This is a genomic window from Deltaproteobacteria bacterium (assembly GCA_020845775.1).
GTDB lineage: Bacteria > Bdellovibrionota_C > UBA2361 > SZUA-149 > JADLFC01 > JADLFC01.
On record JADLFC010000085.1, the window covers coordinates 1 to 17,348 of the forward strand.

A 17,348-nucleotide genomic window follows, 5' to 3' on the forward strand; every position below is an offset into this window, starting at 1 on the left:
CCGTTTCCAAAAAGTAAGTTAAATATTTTACTTTTTGGAAACGGTATTTGTTGTTTATTGGCAAGTGCTTACGCACTTGCTGTTTATACCATTTACAAAAATCCTTTTTGTAAATGGCATAACTCTCCACTTATTAACGCCCTCTCGTCTAGCAGCCTATCCCAATTATCAGTGCCTTGCCAAAAACTTCTCTTAAGTTGAGCCATCGCACTCTCGCTAAAACTGGCAAGCTTTTCCAACAAACCCTCTATCGCGCTATCCAGCACCTCCTCATCCGAAAAAGTATCGACGTATAACCCCACTTCCTTCCCCCATGTAGCCGATCTCCACTCAGCATCGATGGCAAAACTGGCAAACGCACTACAGCCAATTTTTCGCTCGATGGCGGGACCGACCACAAAGGGACCTAAACCAATACTAAGTTCACTTAGGCGCACCGCGGCATCATCTAGGGCCAAAGCATAGTCACAAGCAGCTACTATTCCAACCCCGCCGCCAACGGTCTTCCCATGAACTCGTGCTATGACGAACTTATCCACCGCCTTAATAGCTAAAATTACCTCGGCAAAGCCCTTAAAAAACTCCTTGCCAGATTCAACTGAACTAACCTTTTGTAGCTCCTTAAAAGATGCGCCAGCGCAAAAAGCAGCATCCCCTACGCTTTGCAAAACTATGACTTTTACATCGCGATTATTTCCGAGCTCGCTAATGGCCGACACTAGCGCTTTAAGAAGTTCTCGTGTAAGCGAATTGCCTTTTGGGTGCCAGAAAGTGACAACTCCTACTCCATTCTCCCGCGCAATACATACTCCACCGTCCCCTCCGTCTCTATTTATTGAGCTCCTCGCTCGAACAAGCACTCCATGGCACTTGGCGTTACTATGCACCGCAGCAAATAACCCCATGCCCGATGAATAAGCAATTTCAGCCCCAAACAGGACGACGACCCAAACTACGTATAGCCAGAACAAAAAAAGCGGTATAGTTGCAAGAACGCCATATAGTTTACTCTGCGTGGCAGAGAGCGATACGTAATGAGCAAATCCGAGCTTTGCCGTTTCAAAAAGAATTGCTGCTATGAAAGCCCCAAGCGCAGCATCCCGCAGGCGAACTTTGGCGGCGGGGAGCTTAAAGTAAAGAACTAAAAACGCTATCCACGAAACGAGAATTGGCGCAATAAAGAGGATTTTTAGCGACAAGAAGCTCACTACTCCGCTAGTTCCCGCCAAAGAGTTAAACCGAGCTGTGAGATAAATCGAAAGTGCCACAGACAGAGGCCCTAACATTATGACTGCGCAAAATGTCAAAATCCTATCTACTAATGATAGATTCGAAGATACCTTCCAAATGGCATTTAAGGCAGCTTCAATGGTGTTTAGAAGCGCAACGCCGGTACACAAGAAAACGGCAATCGCAATGACATTTAAGGCCCGGATATTGGATAGAAACTTCTCTACATAAAAAAATATATTGTCCTGAAACTCTTTAAGGGTTTCGTTCTGCACAGAAGGCAAAACTTGCTCCAGGATAATCCTAAGAACCTCTCTACTCTGCTCCTCCCTAAAGCCAAAAACCCCCACCATGGAAACGACAAAATATGTTATGGGAATCAGGGCAAATAGGGTAGCGTAGGCAAGAGCCGCAGCGCGAGAAAAACAATCGTCGAAAAAAAAGTTCCTGCTCGCTCTCTTAATAGTCAGAAAAACAGTCTTTGGAAAGCTTGCAAATTTCACATTGTCACTCTCCCTAGTCCCTAAATATAGCGCCCAATTATTGGCGAAAGCTCTCGCTTAGTTCGCTCGTCTATGGCCCCCGGAGAAGTTAGAATTGCTGCCGATAATGCATCTCTTGCCAAAGATGAAGGCTCTAGTTTACTTAGCGCGGCTACCATTCTTCTAATGATTTTCCTCGAGGACGTAGCATTGCGCTGAAGGAGCTCGAGAATCGTAGCGACATCTACTTCCTCATTTGCACTTCGCCAGCAATCGTAATCTGTCACGAATGCTAGCGTTGCATAGGCAATTTCAGCTTCTCTCGCAAGCTTTGCCTCCGGTAAATTTGTCATGCCAATTATGCTACAGCCCCAGCTTCTATATAATTGAGATTCCGCTCTACTCGAGAAAGCTGGCCCCTCTATGCAGACATAAGTCCCGCCATCATGCACCTGCCTGCTTTCGTTTTCCGCTACCCTCCTTACCTCTTTAACTAAAGCCTCTCGCAACACCGGACAAAAAGGCGTCCCAAAGGAAACATGTGCACATATACCCTTAGAAAAAAAACTGCCCTCCCGATTCCTAGTGTTATCAATTACCTGATCAGGAACCACTATATCTCCCGGTGCACATTCTTCTCTAAGACTACCAACTGCACTAATGCTAATGCACCACTGAGCGCCCAATTTTTTAAGGGCATAAATGTTAGCGCGATAATTTATCTCTGAAGGAATCCACTTATGCCCCTCGCCATGCCTAGCGATAAAAAGAAGCTGAATGCCATCGATATAGCCAATAGTAATGGGGGAAGAAGGCGCACCAAAAGGTGTAACCATATCTTCCTGGCGCACATCGCTAAGTCCATCTAATTCATACAAGCCCGAACCACCAATTATACCAACTGTCTTCATCTCTCTTGCATCTCCTTGGCCGTAGTTGCTAACTGACCACAAGCGGCATCTATATCTGCCCCCTTTGACCACCTAACTGTAGTATTTATCCCCTTGTTCATCAAAGTCTGCTGCCAATGCTCCATGCATTCTCGCGAAGACGATTCGTATTCTAATCCGGGAACTGCATTAAAGGAAATCAAATTTACCTTTACCTTTAGTCCGTCTAATAATTGAGCGAGTCGCTCCAAATCGCCTGGGGTATCGTTTAAACCCTTGATTAAGACATATCCCACAGTAATTCGCTGCCGACGCTCCAGCGGAAACTCACGAATGGCCCTTAAAAGGACTTCGAGCGGCCACTTCCTGTTTATTGGCATCAAGCGACCACGAATCTCATTCGTAGTCGCATTGAGAGAAACTGCCAGGTTTACTTTTACATTGCTAGCTGCAAGCTTTTCTATGCCAGAAACTACTCCGGAAGTTGAAATAGTCACTCTTCTTCCAGAAAAGTCAAATCCAGCTCCATCGCCAATTATTTTTATAGCACCTAGAACATTCTCGAAATTGTGCATGGGCTCGCCCATACCCATAAAAACGACGTTGCGAACCTCAAAACTATCGCTATCTGGGGGCGACACATCATTCATAACAGCAAGAACCTGCCCGACAATTTCGTGCACTTTTAAATTCCTGACAAAACCCATGGCGCCGGTGCGACAAAACTGGCAATCTATTGCACAACCAACTTGGGATGAGACGCACAATGTCCAACGGGTTGGCTGTTTAATTAATACAGATTCGACAAAACGGCCGTCTGCCAATTTGAGCAAGTATTTTCTGCTGCCATCGGCAGACTCGACTATTTTTGAGATTTCGGGCCGATATATAGAAAAATGCTCCCGCAATCGCTCTCGCAACGCAGCGGATATATCAGTCATGCACTCAAAGCCACTAGCGCGGCGCCTGTATAACCACCGCATTATCTGCTCTGCGCGAAACGGACGCTCGGAAAAATCACTCGCTAAAATTTCGCTAAGCGCGATGCGATCTAAATCGAGAATTTCTATCAATGTTAAAAGTCGGGAAAAAAGAACGCTATCTCCCTGCCTGCATTCTCCATACTATCAGACCCATGAACGGTATTTTCATCAATGCTTTGGGCGAAATCACCTCTAATAGTACCAGCCGGTGCTTCTTTCGGATTAGTAGGCCCCATTAACTGGCGATTTAAGGACACAGCATCTTTGCCTTCCAAAACAATGATCACCACTGGTCCGGAAGTCATAAACTTCACTAAATCCTTAAAAAAAGGCCTCTCGCGGTGGATATCATAAAACCCACTGGCCTCCTTCTCCGACAAATGAATCATCTTCATTGCGACAACGCGCAACGAACTAGCCTCAAAGCGAGAAATAATCTTGCCAATGATGTTTTTCTTTACGCCATCTGGTTTAATTATCGACAGCGTTCTTTCCGTTCCGCATTTGCATGTACACATAACTACTACTTCTCCAAAATCCGTTTAGCCGTAATTCCAATTTCTGCTGGCGAACGCACTACATGCGCCCCCGCAGATTCGAGCGCCTTAATTTTTCCATCTGCTGAACCAAATCCACCGCTAATAATAGCACCCGCATGTCCCATACGCCTTCCCTTCGGAGCCGTAACACCTGCGATGAACGCTACTACGGGCTTGCTGCAATTATTGTGAATCCATTCTGCCGCTTCTTCTTCAGCTCTTCCGCCTATCTCCCCAATCATAACTACTAAGTCAGTGCCCGAATCGCGCTCGAACATTTCCAAACAATCGATAAACCCGGTTCCATTTAGCGGATCTCCGCCGATACCTACGCAAGTAGACTGCCCTAGGCCAAGCTCCGAAAGCTGCCCGACAGCCTCGTAGGTAAGCGTTCCAGAACGAGACACGACCCCAACTCGCCCAACCTGATGGATGTAACCCGGCATAATTCCAATCTTACACTCTCCCGGAGTGATGACTCCTGGACAGTTTGGCCCTATTAGCCGACTAGTACTTCGCGAAAGGTAAGTCCTCACCATTAGCATGTCTTTTACCGGAATTCCTTCCGTAATACATATTATCAGAGGAACCCCCGCATCCGCGCTTTCTATTATAGCGTCTGCTGCAAAAGGCGCTGGAACGTAAATGACACTGGCATTAGCGCCTGTAGCCTCCACGGCCTTCTCGACAGAATTAAAAATCGGTACTCCCTCAAACTCCTGTCCAGCTTTCCCGGGGCTTACCCCCGCAACCATTTGCGTCCCATAGGCTTTGCAAGCCTTGGTATGAATTTGCCCAGTTTTTCCAGTGATGCCCTGGGTTAGTACTTTGGTGTTTTTATCTACCAGTATCGACATGACTCAATCTCATGATACAGCTTGAACGATTTTTCTTGCCGCTTCTTGCATTGTTAAAGCGGGAATAATTTTTAAGCCAGAATTACTTAGAAGCTCTCGGCCCAATTCCACATTAGTGCCTTGGAGCCGCACTACTACCGCAGCTTTTACCGCAAGCGACTTAGCGGCATCAATAATTCCCTGCGCTATTACGTCGCAGTGAACGATACCTCCAAAAATATTTACCAACACTCCCTTAACGCTAGGGTCTCCGAGAATAATTGCAAAAGCTTCTCTCACCATTTCTGTAGTAGCACCGCCACCCACATCCAGAAAATTCGCTGGCTGCCCGCCCTCTTGCTTAATTATGTCCATAGTAGCCATGGCGAGCCCTGCGCCATTTACCATGCAACCGATATTTCCCTCAAGTCCAACATAGTTTAAACCAACTTCAGTAGCTCTTAACTCGCGCTCGTTCATCTCATCGTAGTCCGCCCAGCTGCGAATTGTTGGCTGGCGATAAAGCGCATTGTCGTCAATTAGCATTTTAGCATCCAAACAAACCAATTCGCCATCGGCAGTTTGTATCAGGGGGTTTACCTCCAACAAAGAACAGTCCAAATCCAAAAACGCTCTATACAAGGGCCCTAAGAGATAAGGAAGTTGCTTAGTTTGCTTATCGCCAAACTGCAAAAAATCGCTGATTTTGCGACAGTGAAATCCCTGCAAACCACAAACCGGATCCACGTCTACTGTGAGCAATTTTTCCGGCGAATGGTGGGCTACTTCCTCAATCTCCATTCCACCTTCTCGGCTCACCATTATCGAGACACAACCTCCCTCGCGATTTAGCACGAGGCTTAAATAATATTCTTTGGCGATTTGTGCTCCTGGCTCAATCCAAACTTTTTTCACCAGTACGCCCTTTGGCCCAGTTTGAGGAGAGACCAACGTCATCCCCAACATCTCTCTCGCTACCTGGGTTGCCTCGTCGATACTTTTAACTACCTTTACGCCACCTGCCTTTCCCCTACCACCAGCGTGCACCTGCGCCTTTACTACCACGACAGGCGAACGCAAATTGACAGCAGCCCTGCGAGCCTCGCCAACCGTATAAGCAAGCTCCCCCTTTGGCACAGGCACGCCATACTCTCTTAGCAACGCCTTAGCCTGATATTCATGTAAATTCATAGACTAACACCCCTAACGACAACTTAACGCATCAGTTCTTTAAGGCTTGAACTAACTCTCTCACCTTTCCAGCACTGACATCCAAAGCCTTCTTCTCTTCGCTAGAAAGTTCAATCTCCACTATCTTTTCAACGCCACTTGCGCCTAATACCACAGGAACTCCCATGTATAAATCTTTATACCCGTATTCGCCATTTAAGCGCGCTGCACAACACATTACCTTCTTCTGGTCTTTTAAATAGCTCTCAGCCATTTCCATAGCGGACGAGGCCGGTGAATAAAACGCAGAGCCAGTCTTTAGCAAAGCCACCACTTCTCCACCAGCCCCTCTTACGCGCTTTTCTATTGCGCTAAGGCGCTCCTCGCTAACTAGTTGCGAAATAGGTATGCCAGCCACCGTAGTAAATGACCTAACCGGAACCATGTCATCACCATGGCCGCCCAAAACAAAAGCACTCACGCTTTCGACTGATAATCCGAGTTCCTCTGCCAAAAATGCCCTATAACGCGCCGAATCCAAAACTCCAGCCATGCCAACTACGCGCTTACTAGGGAAACCTGTCTCTCGCTGACAGAGCGTCACCATAGCATCGAGCGGATTAGAAACCACTATTACAAAACTCTCCGGCGCGTACTTCGCAATGCCAGCCGCAACTGACTTCATTATTTGCGAGTTTACAGCTAGCAAATCGTCTCGACTCATCCCTGGCTTTCTTGCAAGCCCAGCGGTGACGATGCATACGTCTGCGCCCTGAATATCCTCGTAGCTCTCAGTTCCCGTAACGCGCACAGAACTTGGCGCTACAGCAGCCGCGTGGCTTAAATCTAAAGCCTTGCCCTTCGCAAGTCCCTCAGCGACATCGAATAAAACTACGTCGCCAAGTTGTTTTAACACAGCTAAATACGCAAGCGATCCGCCTATATTCCCAGCGCCGATTAAAGCAATTTTTTTCCTTCTAACTTGACTCGCCATCTAAAAAATCTCTACCTCCTTCTAACAAATATTTACGCCCCTACTCTTTCTTGGCCTTTGCCTCTTCTCCTTTCACTTCTTTCTTGAGGCCGTCAAAGAACCCGCTTTGCAGGAGCAAATCATTAGTATCGATGCGATTAAAATTTAAACCGACATCTTTGCTAGACTCCCCGCTCGTCGAATCGACTAGGACAAAGTGCGGGTTGGTTTTTAGCAACTCTTTTACAACGGACAACCTTAACAAAGCTTCTCCGCCAGGTCCACTAAGCGCTGCAATTTCTTTTTTCAACCCCTCAACCTCAGCCAAACCTACAGAGCGCACCCTCTCAGCCTCGTTAGTTTTAGCTTTCAAATAGGCATCGCCCCTTAAAATAGCCTGCCGCTTAAACCCTTCAACCTCAGCAATCTTGCGATTAACTACAGCTTGCGTCTCGTTTAACACTTGGCGCTTGCCCTCGACAACAGTTGCTACTTTTTTATACTCCTGTTCAGTCTCCTGATTGATAGCCTGCGTGCGATCGATTTGTTCCTGATAGCTTCTATCATACGTACCATCTGGCAGTCGGCGCTCGAAGCGGTGATCGTTATAAATTACAGAATCTATCACAATTCCCTCCCTTTCGAGGCGCGTATTAAGCGCAATCTTAACTCGGTCAACCACTGACTGGAATTTTTCGGGATTAAAAAAATCCCTCGTGCGCAGAATATTCATGTGAGTCCGGATATCCGCACGTGCAATTGCAGCTACAAGGCGCTTTATCGCATTGTTATCCACACCTACGTACTGCACAACGTGATGCAAACGTGCGGGGTTTACATGATAATGGACCGTAATCGCTAAACCTACCTCGTTCCCATCCAAAGCTCGAGTCTCCACATAATCCTCAACCAAGGGATCATTCCCGGTCCCCGCAGCACCCCATGAAAGCGACTGCACGCTTGTATCAAACCTATAGAGTTCCTCCCAGGGGAAAACAAACTCCATCTCGCCAGGATTTAAGGTCTTATCGCGCATGCCGCCACCGAGAAATCGTGGCAGTTTAGAAAAAACTACGGAATACTCGCTAGACTGCATTTTTTGGAATCCAGCATTGCAAGCAGAGAGCGCACAACAAATAGCGATTGCCAAAAGAGCAAGAAAATAGCGCCGCGCTCTTCCGCCAAAGCTAGCAAAATCACGGCCCTTATACGAAATTATCTTAACTGCAGTGCAGCTCTTCATTGCGCATCCTTAGAAACTAGCTTTTTTACCCATACCTTTACGTCGTAAGGATCGATCCCTCGCACAACGCCGCCCTTAAGCGTTCCCACGAGTGGCGCCATTTCGCGCGCGATATACACTTCTGCGCCCTCTAGGCTAGAAAGTGCCGATGCTTTAGCAGAATCAACTTCCGCCCGCGCTTTTGCTACTAGCAAATCCCCATCCGCCTTCTTGCGCGCCTCATATAACTCGCCCTCTGAACGGATTACTTCGACCTGAGTTTCTCCCTTTACGCTTAAATCCTTGATTTGCGCATCCCACAACGCTCGCTCTCTCTCGGTCTCCGCCTGGGCTTTAGCCAGCAAACCAGAAGCTGCGTTAAGCTGCTCTGTCTGCTCCTGCAAATTTTTAGCAAAAATTTGATCGTCAATGGTTCGCTCCGCATAAACATAGCGGCGAATCAATGTGGCCCAAAGTTCTATGCCGCGATCGCTAACTCTATTGTTAATTGCATCGCCCGCGTTAAGTGCTGACTGTTCTCTCTTTACGGAGTTATAGTAATCGCGAGTCGACAAGCGTTTTAGCGACTGTTTAAGCTCGTCTTTCGCGATATCCGAAAAAAGCAATAACTGTCTCTTGGTATCGACCGTGAAGCTTTCCACTAGCTGCCTTGGCCCACCGTGAGAAAACTGTCTAAACTGGGGGACTGGCACCATGCCCTTGTCCTGAACTTCGGCCTGCAGAACGTCCTCGCCCGCAGGAGCATCTAGCTTGCGATCGTAATATCTAAGCACCAAAGTAATATCCGTCTTAACTTTTGAACCATCTGTGGTAGGAACCTCTAAGGTCGCAAGATTGAGATCCTCACCTTGTGCCTGCTCATTTAAATGAACAAACATAAACCCGCGTGGAAGTAAAATTATCTCCGATACTCCACCTGGAATTCGCCAATGGAGCCCAGGCTTTAAGCCGTCCGTAGAATACCCATCCTCTAACAACCCAAAAAAAGTAAACCCATTGTTCCTAACCCCAATGTAATTTGGGGGAACCAACTTGCCAAAAACAAAAAACAACACGCTTAAAATACTAGCAACGACAAACGCTGCAAACAAAAGAGACAAATACGCAGCTCCCTTATCGCAGTTCAATTGTCTATTTCTAACTATTTGCATAGTGAATTGTTGAGATAAAATTACGCCGCTAAACCGTTTCCAAAAAGTAAGTTAAATATTTTACTTTTTGGAAACGGTATTCCACTATCCAGCTCAGAGCTATTGCTTACACGAGTGCAGACACTATTTCACTTTATGATTTTTGTCTATCTACGATATCTGACTAGCAGTAAGATGGCCATGTTTCATGGACGTGCCGTGGCTAATCCTAAGAATTGCCAACATAGAAAGTACTACGCCGAATAAGATTGCGGCAAGTACGACATAAACGGAACTAATTCCCCAAAGAGAGCGGCTGAAGGTCACAAGCCATACCGCAAAAGCTCCAACCCCAAGACCCAATACAAACTTTACCCCATAAGCGCTAGCCCGCTTGCTTACTGGACTAAGAATCGCCACTAGCGAGCTCTCTATCGGCTGAACCCCTAAAGTTAAGCCAATAAAAAGGCTACTAGCCAATACCAAACTCCAGTCGCTAAAATAGGCCATCGCTATGCTCACTGGTATGGCAGGTACGAAAAATCCTAAGTAAGCTAGGCGCAAATCAAAGCGATCGGCAGCATATCCGCCAATGCGCTGCCCGCACATGCCTATTATAAACATAACTGACATTAAAATTGTTGCGCCCAAAGTTTTTTCCTTTTCACCCACAGCTGGAATGTCAAATAGGTTAAGAGACGAAACCGTTTCTAATAGTCCATGCGTTATCCCCCAGGCTCTTTGCTCAAAATAAACTGGGATAGTGACTATGCTGCCTCTATAAACTATACCCGCCAATACTATTGCGATACATAAGACTGCAAAACACTTGGCACTTCTCACCCCACAAACTAATTCAGCCTCGTTTTCCTTTATCGCCTTCACATGGGACGCTTTAAGCATGATAGTAATAAGACCTGCCGGTATCCCGACTAAACCACTACCAATAAGTATGACACGCCAACCGAAGTAATATCCGACAATACCACCTACGAGAGGTGCTAAGAGCATCCCAAATTGCCCCCATATTCCAAAAAGTCCCAGCGCCTTACCGCGCTGCGGTATGCTATAACTAATTAGAGCCATTGCGGTTGGATGCACGGAGGCAATACCAACGCCGATGGCACTAAGGCATAGAACGAGCGAAGGAATTGTATAAGAACAGCCCGCAAGAACACTGCCCAAACTTGCTATCAGCAAACCTATACCTAAAGCAGCATTTGCTCCAACCTTATCTGCTAAATAACCCCAGGGAAGGGCCAATACGCCATAAAGCAAATAGAGCAAAAACCCTGCCTGAATAACGGCATTCACGTCGACATTCAGATCTCGAGCAATATACATAGTCATGGCCGGAAATATGAGCTCAAAAAAATGAGCAAAAAAATGAGCTATGCCCGTAATCGCTACCACTTTTTTTCCAGACCTATCCATAAAGCTTACCAAAAAAAACTCTTTAGCTATTTATTAGTATTCGACTCTAGTTATTAGAAATTAAAGCCGATCAAAGAGTAGACAGGCCAGTTTTATACCATTTACAAAAAGGATTTTTGTAAATGGTATAAACAGCAAGTGCGTAAGCACTTGCCAACAAACAACAAATACCGTTTCCAAAAAGTAAAATATTTAACTTACTTTTTGGAAACGGTATACACATAACAAATAAGGATCGCGCAACAATCATGAGTTTCCTAAAAAGCGCCATTTTTGGCAACCAAGATAAACTCCCAAAAATCTCATCGGCACAAGCTGCCCGCATAAAAAACATATTAGGCATTAATCAGCTCGACACACTTCCCGCGAGTGCTGCAAGGGCATTTCAAGTTGCCAATAACCCTCGTTCCACTTCAGGTGATTTTGTCGACATCATCGAATCTGACGAAGCTTTGAGTGCGCGAATTCTTCGCATCGCCAATTCAGTTTACTTCTCTCGTGGCAATCCAGTAAAAAACATTGAAATGGCAGTCGCCAACATAGGGATTGACGAACTTCGCTGCCTACTCTCCGCCGGGATGCTAAAGAGCCTGCTAACTTCTAAGAGCAAAGCCCGTGCCCAGGTGTGGGCAAATTCGATTGCCACCGCAATTTTTAGCAAAGGCCTAAGTCACCTCGGACCAAATATCGATTCTGGAGAGGCTTTCTTGTGTGGGTTAATGCACGATGTAGGGAAACTCCTTATACTCCGACGCGCACCAGATAAATATGACAAAGTCATCGCCCTGGTCGGCAACGACAACAAAAACTTCATAACTGTCGAAGAAGAAATACTCGAACTAAACCATAGCGAAGTTGGCCAGTGGTTTGCCGAGCATTGGAAATTTCCAGCAAGCATAACTCAAGCGATCGCCTTGCATCATCAGCCATGGCCTTCGGATGGTAGCAGCATAAAGACCAATCACTCCTTAGCCTTCCTCATAAAAGCCGCCGACTGCATGGCCCACTCCGCAGCCATAGGACATGACAAAGGTAGCAGAGCCCTAAGCCGATACTGCCAGGCGCAACTACCAGAGTGTATAAAATATTTAAGTATTAGCACCGACGAAGGGGAAAAATTCATCCAAAAGCTAAGTCGAGAATTTGACGCACACTACAGTTTGTACGAGTAAAATGAACTACTGCTCTAATTACTTCCTAATAAAACTCTTAAGTGCGCGCCGAGCCACCATTGCCCTAGCTTTCTTCTCTCTAGTCGTAGCCATTATCTGCCATCACTATTATCCAAGCGAGTTAAGCAAGAATATTTTTCTCGGCAGTCTAATTTTGTTTATTTTTCTAGCCGGCTGCGCGACGACCACGACACTTGTAGTAAAGGCTCTTCGCCAAGCAAATTTACATATTGCCAAGTTAATGACTCTTAGCAGACACAAATTGCATGACGACATTCCACTTGCAGTCGACATAAGGGATTCTCACATATTGCCAACAGGTATAGATGAACTAGATAAACTAGTAAGCAATTCGCGACGCAGTATCGAGCATCTCTTCGACCTCCTATATAACTTGGGTTCAAAAATTGAAGATTTAATTGACCGCTACGAAGTTCTCACGAACAATCTCGCAGCATCCGTGATCATGCGAGACACGAGTGGCAAAACTCTTTTTTGCAGCCCGTACGCGGAGGTTCTAACGGGATATTCACAAGAGGAGATAGCTGCATTTAAGGACGATTTTTTAGCTAACATTGTCTTAGATGAGGATATGGAGCGATATAAGCGCTCGAGCATAATTAGCAACCTAGGCGAAGACATAGTAGTGCGCTACCGCATACGACACAAAAGCGGCATTACTATCTGGGTGGAAAGTCACCTAGTTCCCATCTGCGACGACGACAATACAGTAATTTCCGTCATGAGCGTTTCTATCGACGTCACTGCATCGGTTCGCTACCAAGAACAAATCGAGCAACAAAACCGCGACTTAAGCGATTTCACATATATGGTCTCCCACGATTTAAAAGCGCCGATTTTTACAATTAAGGGGATGGCTGCCATTCTCATAGAGGACTACGCCAACAAACTTGACGCCGAGGGACTTGACTTTATTAGGCACATTATAGACGCAACGAACAGATTAGAAGCCCTAGTAAAAAGCGTCTTAGAATATTCATCGCTTTCAACTGGGCGACTGGCAGAGGAACGCGTCAGCTTAAACAACATCATTAAGCAAGCGCTTAGCGATCTAAGCCAGCAGACACGCGATGCCAAAGCCACAATTAACGTCGATGACAACTTGCCAACGGTAAGTGGCGACCCGTTACGCCTCTATCAAGTGTTTTCGAACCTGATAGGAAACGCCATAAAATACCGCTCTCCAGAAAGAGCATTAACGGTCGACATTTGCCTAAAAACTATTTCGGTCGATTCCGTTATACTCGACATAGCAGATAACGGTCTCGGAATTCCCAAGAATCGCCTCGCCGATGTTTTACGACCTTATCACAGAGCGCATGGAAACGAAATTGAGGGCAGTGGCATAGGCCTAGCTTGCGTTAAGAAAATCCTCGATAAACTCGACGGCTCAATTGAAATTTTTAGCGTTGAGGGAAAGGGAAGCGTTTTTCGACTGACATTAAAGCGCCCGACGAGACAAGAAAGAGATGAGCAACACCGACACAATGAACATTTTGATAGTCGATGACGACAAGGCTCACAGAAGCTTAATAAGAAGGGCTCTGCAACGCGCCGATATACAGAATCCCCTTCTCGAAGCAAGCAACATCGAGGAGGCTAGGTGCAACCTCCTACTCAATAATCCAACTTCTCCGACAGCCGAAATATTACTACTAGACCTGAATCTGCAAGGCGTTCGCAGTACCGCCCTAATAGCTGAACTCAGAAGTTCCACCTTCTACGCGCACACACCAATAATAGTCATATCGACTTCGCAACTGGAAAGGGACATACGCGAATGCTACGACTGCGGGGCAAATACTTACTTAGTAAAATCCGAAAACCCAAACACCTTCAGCCTCCACGTCTCACAAGCAGTAACCTTCTGGCTACATCAAAGCCTCGCGCTGCCGAAAAAGAGCGCATAATCTAGAGAACTCCGCTTACTATCCTGGCCTTACGGGGGTGAGAGTAGATAACCAGAAGTTCCCTTATCTGCATTGGTTGCCGATATTACAACTGCCAAATTTGCCGCTTAGGAGCAGTCTTCTTCGCTCACATTTTCTTCTTCTACATCAGAGCCTCCCAGCCGTTGTTTGCCCAAACGTTTGCGCATTCGGCCAAGTCGGGAGGCGGCGGTTTGTGCGCGCTTGATGCATTGCGCCATGATTTCTTGCAGCAAATCGTCATCTGAACCTTGGCAAAAGGTTTTCGCCAAATCGACGGACTGATAGTATTTTTTTTGTTGAGCAACAAGATCTCTAGCGGCACTTTGAAACTCCCTAGATTGTCGCATGATCACAGTTAGTTTGCATAGATTGTTAAGAATTACTGTAACCAATGCACTATTGCGATCTGGTGCTGTAAGCACCGCCTCGTTTAATGGCGGCCCCTCGCTAGCCTCCTGCAAAACCTCGTCCAAAACTTCGACCGTAAAAGGAATGCCCAAAAAATGCCGTGCGCCAGCAACCAATAAGCCAAACACATCATCTATGCGTGGCTCAGAAGAAACAGCTATTAAAGTGGAAGCGGCATCTAGATCGCGAAGCGTTACGACAAATTCCTTAACCGAACATTCATGAGAGTTAGCATCGAAGAGAACGTGCGTAAACTTTCTAAACTTAAATCTATCCATGGCCTCGACATGCGAATTGCAACAGCTAATCTCCTTAAATCCAAGAGACTTAAGACTTTGGCGCAATTGCTCGCTTCTATGTCGATTTGTCGACTGAATTAAGACCTTAAAATTAACTTTATTCGCGTGATACTTTGCCACGTGCTACCCTTATCCTCCGAAACCCCAAGATGATTATTACCAAAATCGACAGAAACCGCGTTCTGCTAAAGCGCTGATAAACAGGCTAACCATACGAAACAAGTGAGGAACTTCGGCCTACAGATCGGGAAGGAAACAGGTAAGTTTATATATGCGGATATGGAGCTGGACGGACTTGAACCGACGACCCCCTGCGTGCAAGGCAGGTGCTCTCCCAACTGAGCTACAGCCCCAAAAAACTTAATAACTATTATTATTGACTTGTCGGAACACACGCCAATAAAAGCTGGTGGGCCTGGGTAGACTTGAACTACCGACCTCACGCTTATCAGGCGTGCGCTCTAACCAGCTGAGCTACAGGCCCCTTTTTCTTTGTCAACATAACATATTATATATATTAATAATATATAATTGACGAGAATTACAGCCGCATCATTTACGGCTGCTGAGCTTTTGGAAATTAAACTTCTAAGCTACCTTATGTCAACACCTGAATAAGAAATTCTGATTTTTAATGCGAATTTTAGTGCAAATAAGTATAGTTATGTAAATCTAGCTTATGAACGATGAGATTATCCGCGTAAGTAGTGAGCAATTAGCTTCTTTTGAGGCAGTTCTTAGAGATAAGCGCGTTGTGTTGCTAAAACGCGTTCTCGGAAGGGGTTCTGCCATGCACCTCGTTGGCGGGGCTGTTCGCGACATAATGAGATGCCTCCCGACGGATGCGATTACGTCCAGAGACCTAGATTTAGCCACGCGACTGCTTCCCCAAGACCTCTTAACAATACTTACATCTGCGGGAATTCGCTGCATACCTACCGGCCTCAAACATCAAACTGTAACTGTCAAACCCTACAGCGATCTGGAGCAGGTCGAACTCACTACATTCAGGGGTAAAAATATGTCTCCTGCGGGAGGAGTTGTCGCCGCAGACAGCATTGTCGAGGATCTTCGTTACCGCGACTTTAGCGTTAACGCCATGGCCTACTGCCTTTTTGACAAGAAGCTCTTGGATCCTCATGGTGGGTTAGCAGACATTAGAGCAAAGTTAATTCGGGCGGTAGGAGACCCCAATGCTCGTTTCGGCGAAGATCCTCTGCGAGTTTTGCGAATGGTAAGACTTTCCTGCGAACTTGGTTTTTCGATTGAGAAACGCACAGAGGATGCAGCACGCGAGTTTAGACAGCAGATAATAAAACTTAGCGTAGAGCGCATTCGCGATGAGTTGGGCAAGGTATTGCTTTCTCCTTCCCCCCGCCGTGGCTTTATACTACTTCACGAGCTTGGGATTCTAAGCGAAATATTGCCCGAAGTTGCTTCTTTTGTAGGATTTGAACAAAACCGCTATCATGCAGCTGACCTTTTTACGCATACGCTTGAGGTTGTACAGAACACCCCGAAAGATCTCGTATTGCGCCTAGCGGCACTGCTGCATGACGTCGGAAAACCGGCGAGCCTAACAATTGACGAAGAAACTGGCGAACGCCATTTTTACAAGCACGAAGCACTGGGGGCTGACATAGCGAAGGAAATCCTCGAACGTTTGCGTTACTCATCTAACATCAACAAGGATGTAAGCACTTTAGTGCGAATGCACATGCGTCCGCTGAATGCAGGGAGAGGCGGATTGCGTCGGCTATTAAGGGATGTAGGCTCATTATTTCCGCTTTGGCGGGCGCTAAAAATTGCCGATGCCACAGCTTGCAAGTATGGAGCCGAGATATTAAAAAGCGAGCTCGGTGCGTTTGACGACGAAATCGAGCGCATACGCCTTGCCCCAGACGTCTCGCCGCTTGCCACACTTGCAATTAACGGCAAAGACTTGCTAGCGCTCGGCTTTCGCGAAGGTCCCGAGATTGGAAAGATTTTAAGAGCTCTTCACGAAAAGGTTTTGGACGACCCAACGCTCAACAAAAAAGACCACCTGCTAGCACTACTCCCCTCAGTCACGGCGCCCCCCCCAAAAACCTAACCTCGGAGCCTCTGTGGTGGTATCCATAGTCCAACGCACTTCTTGTTGTTTTTATGAAAATTACTTTCTATGAAGAACGACTACATTGCTGAACTCAGGGGGGCACCTCTTCACTGTGCAGCTATAATTGCTGCAACGGCTAGCTATACGGATTCCTATTAAAACAAATCCTAACCAAAGAACACAAAAAGGTCTTTCACTTGAAGCGCTCAACAGATCCCGACAGCCGCGGCTTACAAGCCACTTGAATTATTGCGCAATCGTAGACTTCAGTAACCAATCAGCAGCTAGCAGCAACACAGAGAGGGAGGTCGATAAGTGCCTGGTGGAAATATTACGCCATGTTCGCCACTAAGATATCTTCTGCAGGCAACTTTGTATTCGTGATATATACTAAAATACTCTTCCAAGTAGTTGTTCATGGCTACCGGGTCACAACAAATCACCAAAGGGCGATAAGAATTTCTGCTGCTCTTTTTAGTCGTCTTAGGAGCACTACCAGGTTTCTGCGCCAA

The 17,348-nt window shown here is 46.3% G+C and carries 15 protein-coding genes and 2 tRNA genes; 4 read left to right on the forward strand and 13 right to left on the reverse strand.

What is annotated here, in order from left to right; translation table 11 throughout:
- Positions 1–92: 92 nt before the first annotated feature.
- The 10 genes from IT291_05345 to IT291_05390 form a co-directional block, all read right to left on the reverse strand.
- Positions 93–1,733, reverse strand: coding sequence for a YihY family inner membrane protein (locus IT291_05345; protein ID MCC6220652.1), 1,641 nt, complete (start codon positions 1,731–1,733; stop codon positions 93–95).
- Between the two features lie 20 nt (positions 1,734–1,753).
- Positions 1,754–2,623: an S-methyl-5'-thioadenosine phosphorylase gene (mtnP, locus tag IT291_05350; protein MCC6220653.1), complete on the reverse strand. Its 870-nt coding sequence runs from the start codon at positions 2,621–2,623 to the stop codon at positions 1,754–1,756.
- Positions 2,620–3,675, reverse strand: coding sequence for a 23S rRNA (adenine(2503)-C(2))-methyltransferase RlmN (gene rlmN / locus IT291_05355; GenBank protein ID MCC6220654.1), 1,056 nt, complete (start codon positions 3,673–3,675; stop codon positions 2,620–2,622). The genes mtnP and rlmN overlap by 4 nt, the downstream gene beginning before the upstream one ends.
- 2 nt (positions 3,676–3,677) lie before the next feature.
- Positions 3,678–4,103, reverse strand: a complete 426-nt coding sequence (gene ndk, locus IT291_05360; GenBank protein MCC6220655.1) for a nucleoside-diphosphate kinase — start codon at positions 4,101–4,103, stop codon at positions 3,678–3,680.
- A gap of 5 nt (positions 4,104–4,108) precedes the next feature.
- Complete coding sequence (gene sucD / locus IT291_05365; protein MCC6220656.1) at positions 4,109–4,981, reverse strand: succinate--CoA ligase subunit alpha; 873 nt, start codon at positions 4,979–4,981, stop codon at positions 4,109–4,111.
- Between the two features lie 9 nt (positions 4,982–4,990).
- Positions 4,991–6,151 carry an ADP-forming succinate--CoA ligase subunit beta gene (gene sucC / locus IT291_05370; GenBank protein ID MCC6220657.1) on the reverse strand — a complete coding sequence of 387 codons (1,161 nt, stop codon included), beginning with the start codon at positions 6,149–6,151 and terminating at the stop codon, positions 4,991–4,993.
- Between the two features lie 31 nt (positions 6,152–6,182).
- Entirely contained in the window at positions 6,183–7,124 is a 942-nt protein-coding gene (gene mdh / locus IT291_05375) for a malate dehydrogenase (GenBank protein MCC6220658.1), read from the reverse strand.
- A 40-nt stretch (positions 7,125–7,164) separates the two neighbouring features.
- On the reverse strand, positions 7,165–8,346 hold the full coding sequence (locus tag IT291_05380; GenBank protein MCC6220659.1) for a hypothetical protein: 1,182 nt from the start codon (positions 8,344–8,346) through the stop codon (positions 7,165–7,167).
- Positions 8,343–9,473 (reverse strand): hypothetical protein, encoded by a 1,131-nt coding sequence (locus IT291_05385; protein MCC6220660.1) that lies wholly within the window; start codon positions 9,471–9,473, stop codon positions 8,343–8,345. Before IT291_05385 ends, IT291_05380 begins: the two co-directional genes overlap by 4 nt.
- Before the next feature lie 174 nt (positions 9,474–9,647).
- Positions 9,648–10,910 (reverse strand): MFS transporter, encoded by a 1,263-nt coding sequence (locus tag IT291_05390; protein ID MCC6220661.1) that lies wholly within the window; start codon positions 10,908–10,910, stop codon positions 9,648–9,650.
- A gap of 248 nt (positions 10,911–11,158) precedes the next feature.
- Between IT291_05390 and IT291_05395 the strand changes: the two genes are divergently transcribed.
- From IT291_05395 to IT291_05405, 3 genes are read left to right on the forward strand one after another with little or no spacing between them, the layout of a single operon-like run.
- Positions 11,159–12,082 (forward strand): HDOD domain-containing protein, encoded by a 924-nt coding sequence (locus IT291_05395; protein ID MCC6220662.1) that lies wholly within the window; start codon positions 11,159–11,161, stop codon positions 12,080–12,082.
- 1 nt (position 12,083) lies between these two features.
- Positions 12,084–13,613: a PAS domain S-box protein gene (locus tag IT291_05400; GenBank protein ID MCC6220663.1), complete on the forward strand. Its 1,530-nt coding sequence runs from the start codon at positions 12,084–12,086 to the stop codon at positions 13,611–13,613.
- Positions 13,591–14,013, forward strand: coding sequence for a response regulator (locus IT291_05405; protein MCC6220664.1), 423 nt, complete (start codon positions 13,591–13,593; stop codon positions 14,011–14,013). The genes IT291_05400 and IT291_05405 overlap by 23 nt, the downstream gene beginning before the upstream one ends.
- Positions 14,014–14,120: 107 nt before the next feature.
- Here IT291_05405 and IT291_05410 read toward each other — a convergent pair whose 3' ends face one another.
- From IT291_05410 to IT291_05420, 3 genes are all read right to left on the reverse strand, one after another.
- The gene (locus tag IT291_05410) at positions 14,121–14,861 is read right to left on the reverse strand and encodes a hypothetical protein (protein ID MCC6220665.1); all 741 of its coding nucleotides are present in this window, start codon (positions 14,859–14,861) and stop codon (positions 14,121–14,123) included.
- A 160-nt stretch (positions 14,862–15,021) separates the two neighbouring features.
- Positions 15,022–15,094, reverse strand: a tRNA-Ala gene (locus tag IT291_05415).
- A gap of 54 nt (positions 15,095–15,148) precedes the next feature.
- Positions 15,149–15,225: transfer RNA gene (locus IT291_05420), tRNA-Ile, on the reverse strand.
- A 195-nt stretch (positions 15,226–15,420) separates the two neighbouring features.
- Between IT291_05420 and IT291_05425 the strand changes: the two genes are divergently transcribed.
- Entirely contained in the window at positions 15,421–16,833 is a 1,413-nt protein-coding gene (locus IT291_05425) for a CCA tRNA nucleotidyltransferase (GenBank protein MCC6220666.1), read from the forward strand.
- The last annotated feature ends 515 nt before the right edge of the window (positions 16,834–17,348 follow it).

What these genes read in the sequence shown, in the direction of transcription:
- IT291_05380 (MCC6220659.1), bottom strand. Translation starts at nt 8,346, where the DNA reads ATGAAGAGCTGCACTGCAGTTAAGATAATTTCGTATAAGGGCCGTGAT.
- IT291_05395 (MCC6220662.1), top strand. Translation starts at nt 11,159, where the DNA reads ATGAGTTTCCTAAAAAGCGCCATTTTTGGCAACCAAGATAAACTCCCA.
- IT291_05425 (MCC6220666.1), top strand. Translation starts at nt 15,421, where the DNA reads ATGAACGATGAGATTATCCGCGTAAGTAGTGAGCAATTAGCTTCTTTT.
- IT291_05400 (MCC6220663.1), top strand. Translation starts at nt 12,084, where the DNA reads ATGAACTACTGCTCTAATTACTTCCTAATAAAACTCTTAAGTGCGCGC.
- mtnP (MCC6220653.1), bottom strand. Translation starts at nt 2,623, where the DNA reads ATGAAGACAGTTGGTATAATTGGTGGTTCGGGCTTGTATGAATTAGAT.
- sucC (MCC6220657.1), bottom strand. Translation starts at nt 6,151, where the DNA reads ATGAATTTACATGAATATCAGGCTAAGGCGTTGCTAAGAGAGTATGGC.
- IT291_05390 (MCC6220661.1), bottom strand. Translation starts at nt 10,910, where the DNA reads ATGGATAGGTCTGGAAAAAAAGTGGTAGCGATTACGGGCATAGCTCAT.
- mdh (MCC6220658.1), bottom strand. Translation starts at nt 7,124, where the DNA reads ATGGCGAGTCAAGTTAGAAGGAAAAAAATTGCTTTAATCGGCGCTGGG.
- IT291_05405 (MCC6220664.1), top strand. Translation starts at nt 13,591, where the DNA reads ATGAACATTTTGATAGTCGATGACGACAAGGCTCACAGAAGCTTAATA.
- sucD (MCC6220656.1), bottom strand. Translation starts at nt 4,981, where the DNA reads ATGTCGATACTGGTAGATAAAAACACCAAAGTACTAACCCAGGGCATC.
- ndk (MCC6220655.1), bottom strand. Translation starts at nt 4,103, where the DNA reads ATGTGTACATGCAAATGCGGAACGGAAAGAACGCTGTCGATAATTAAA.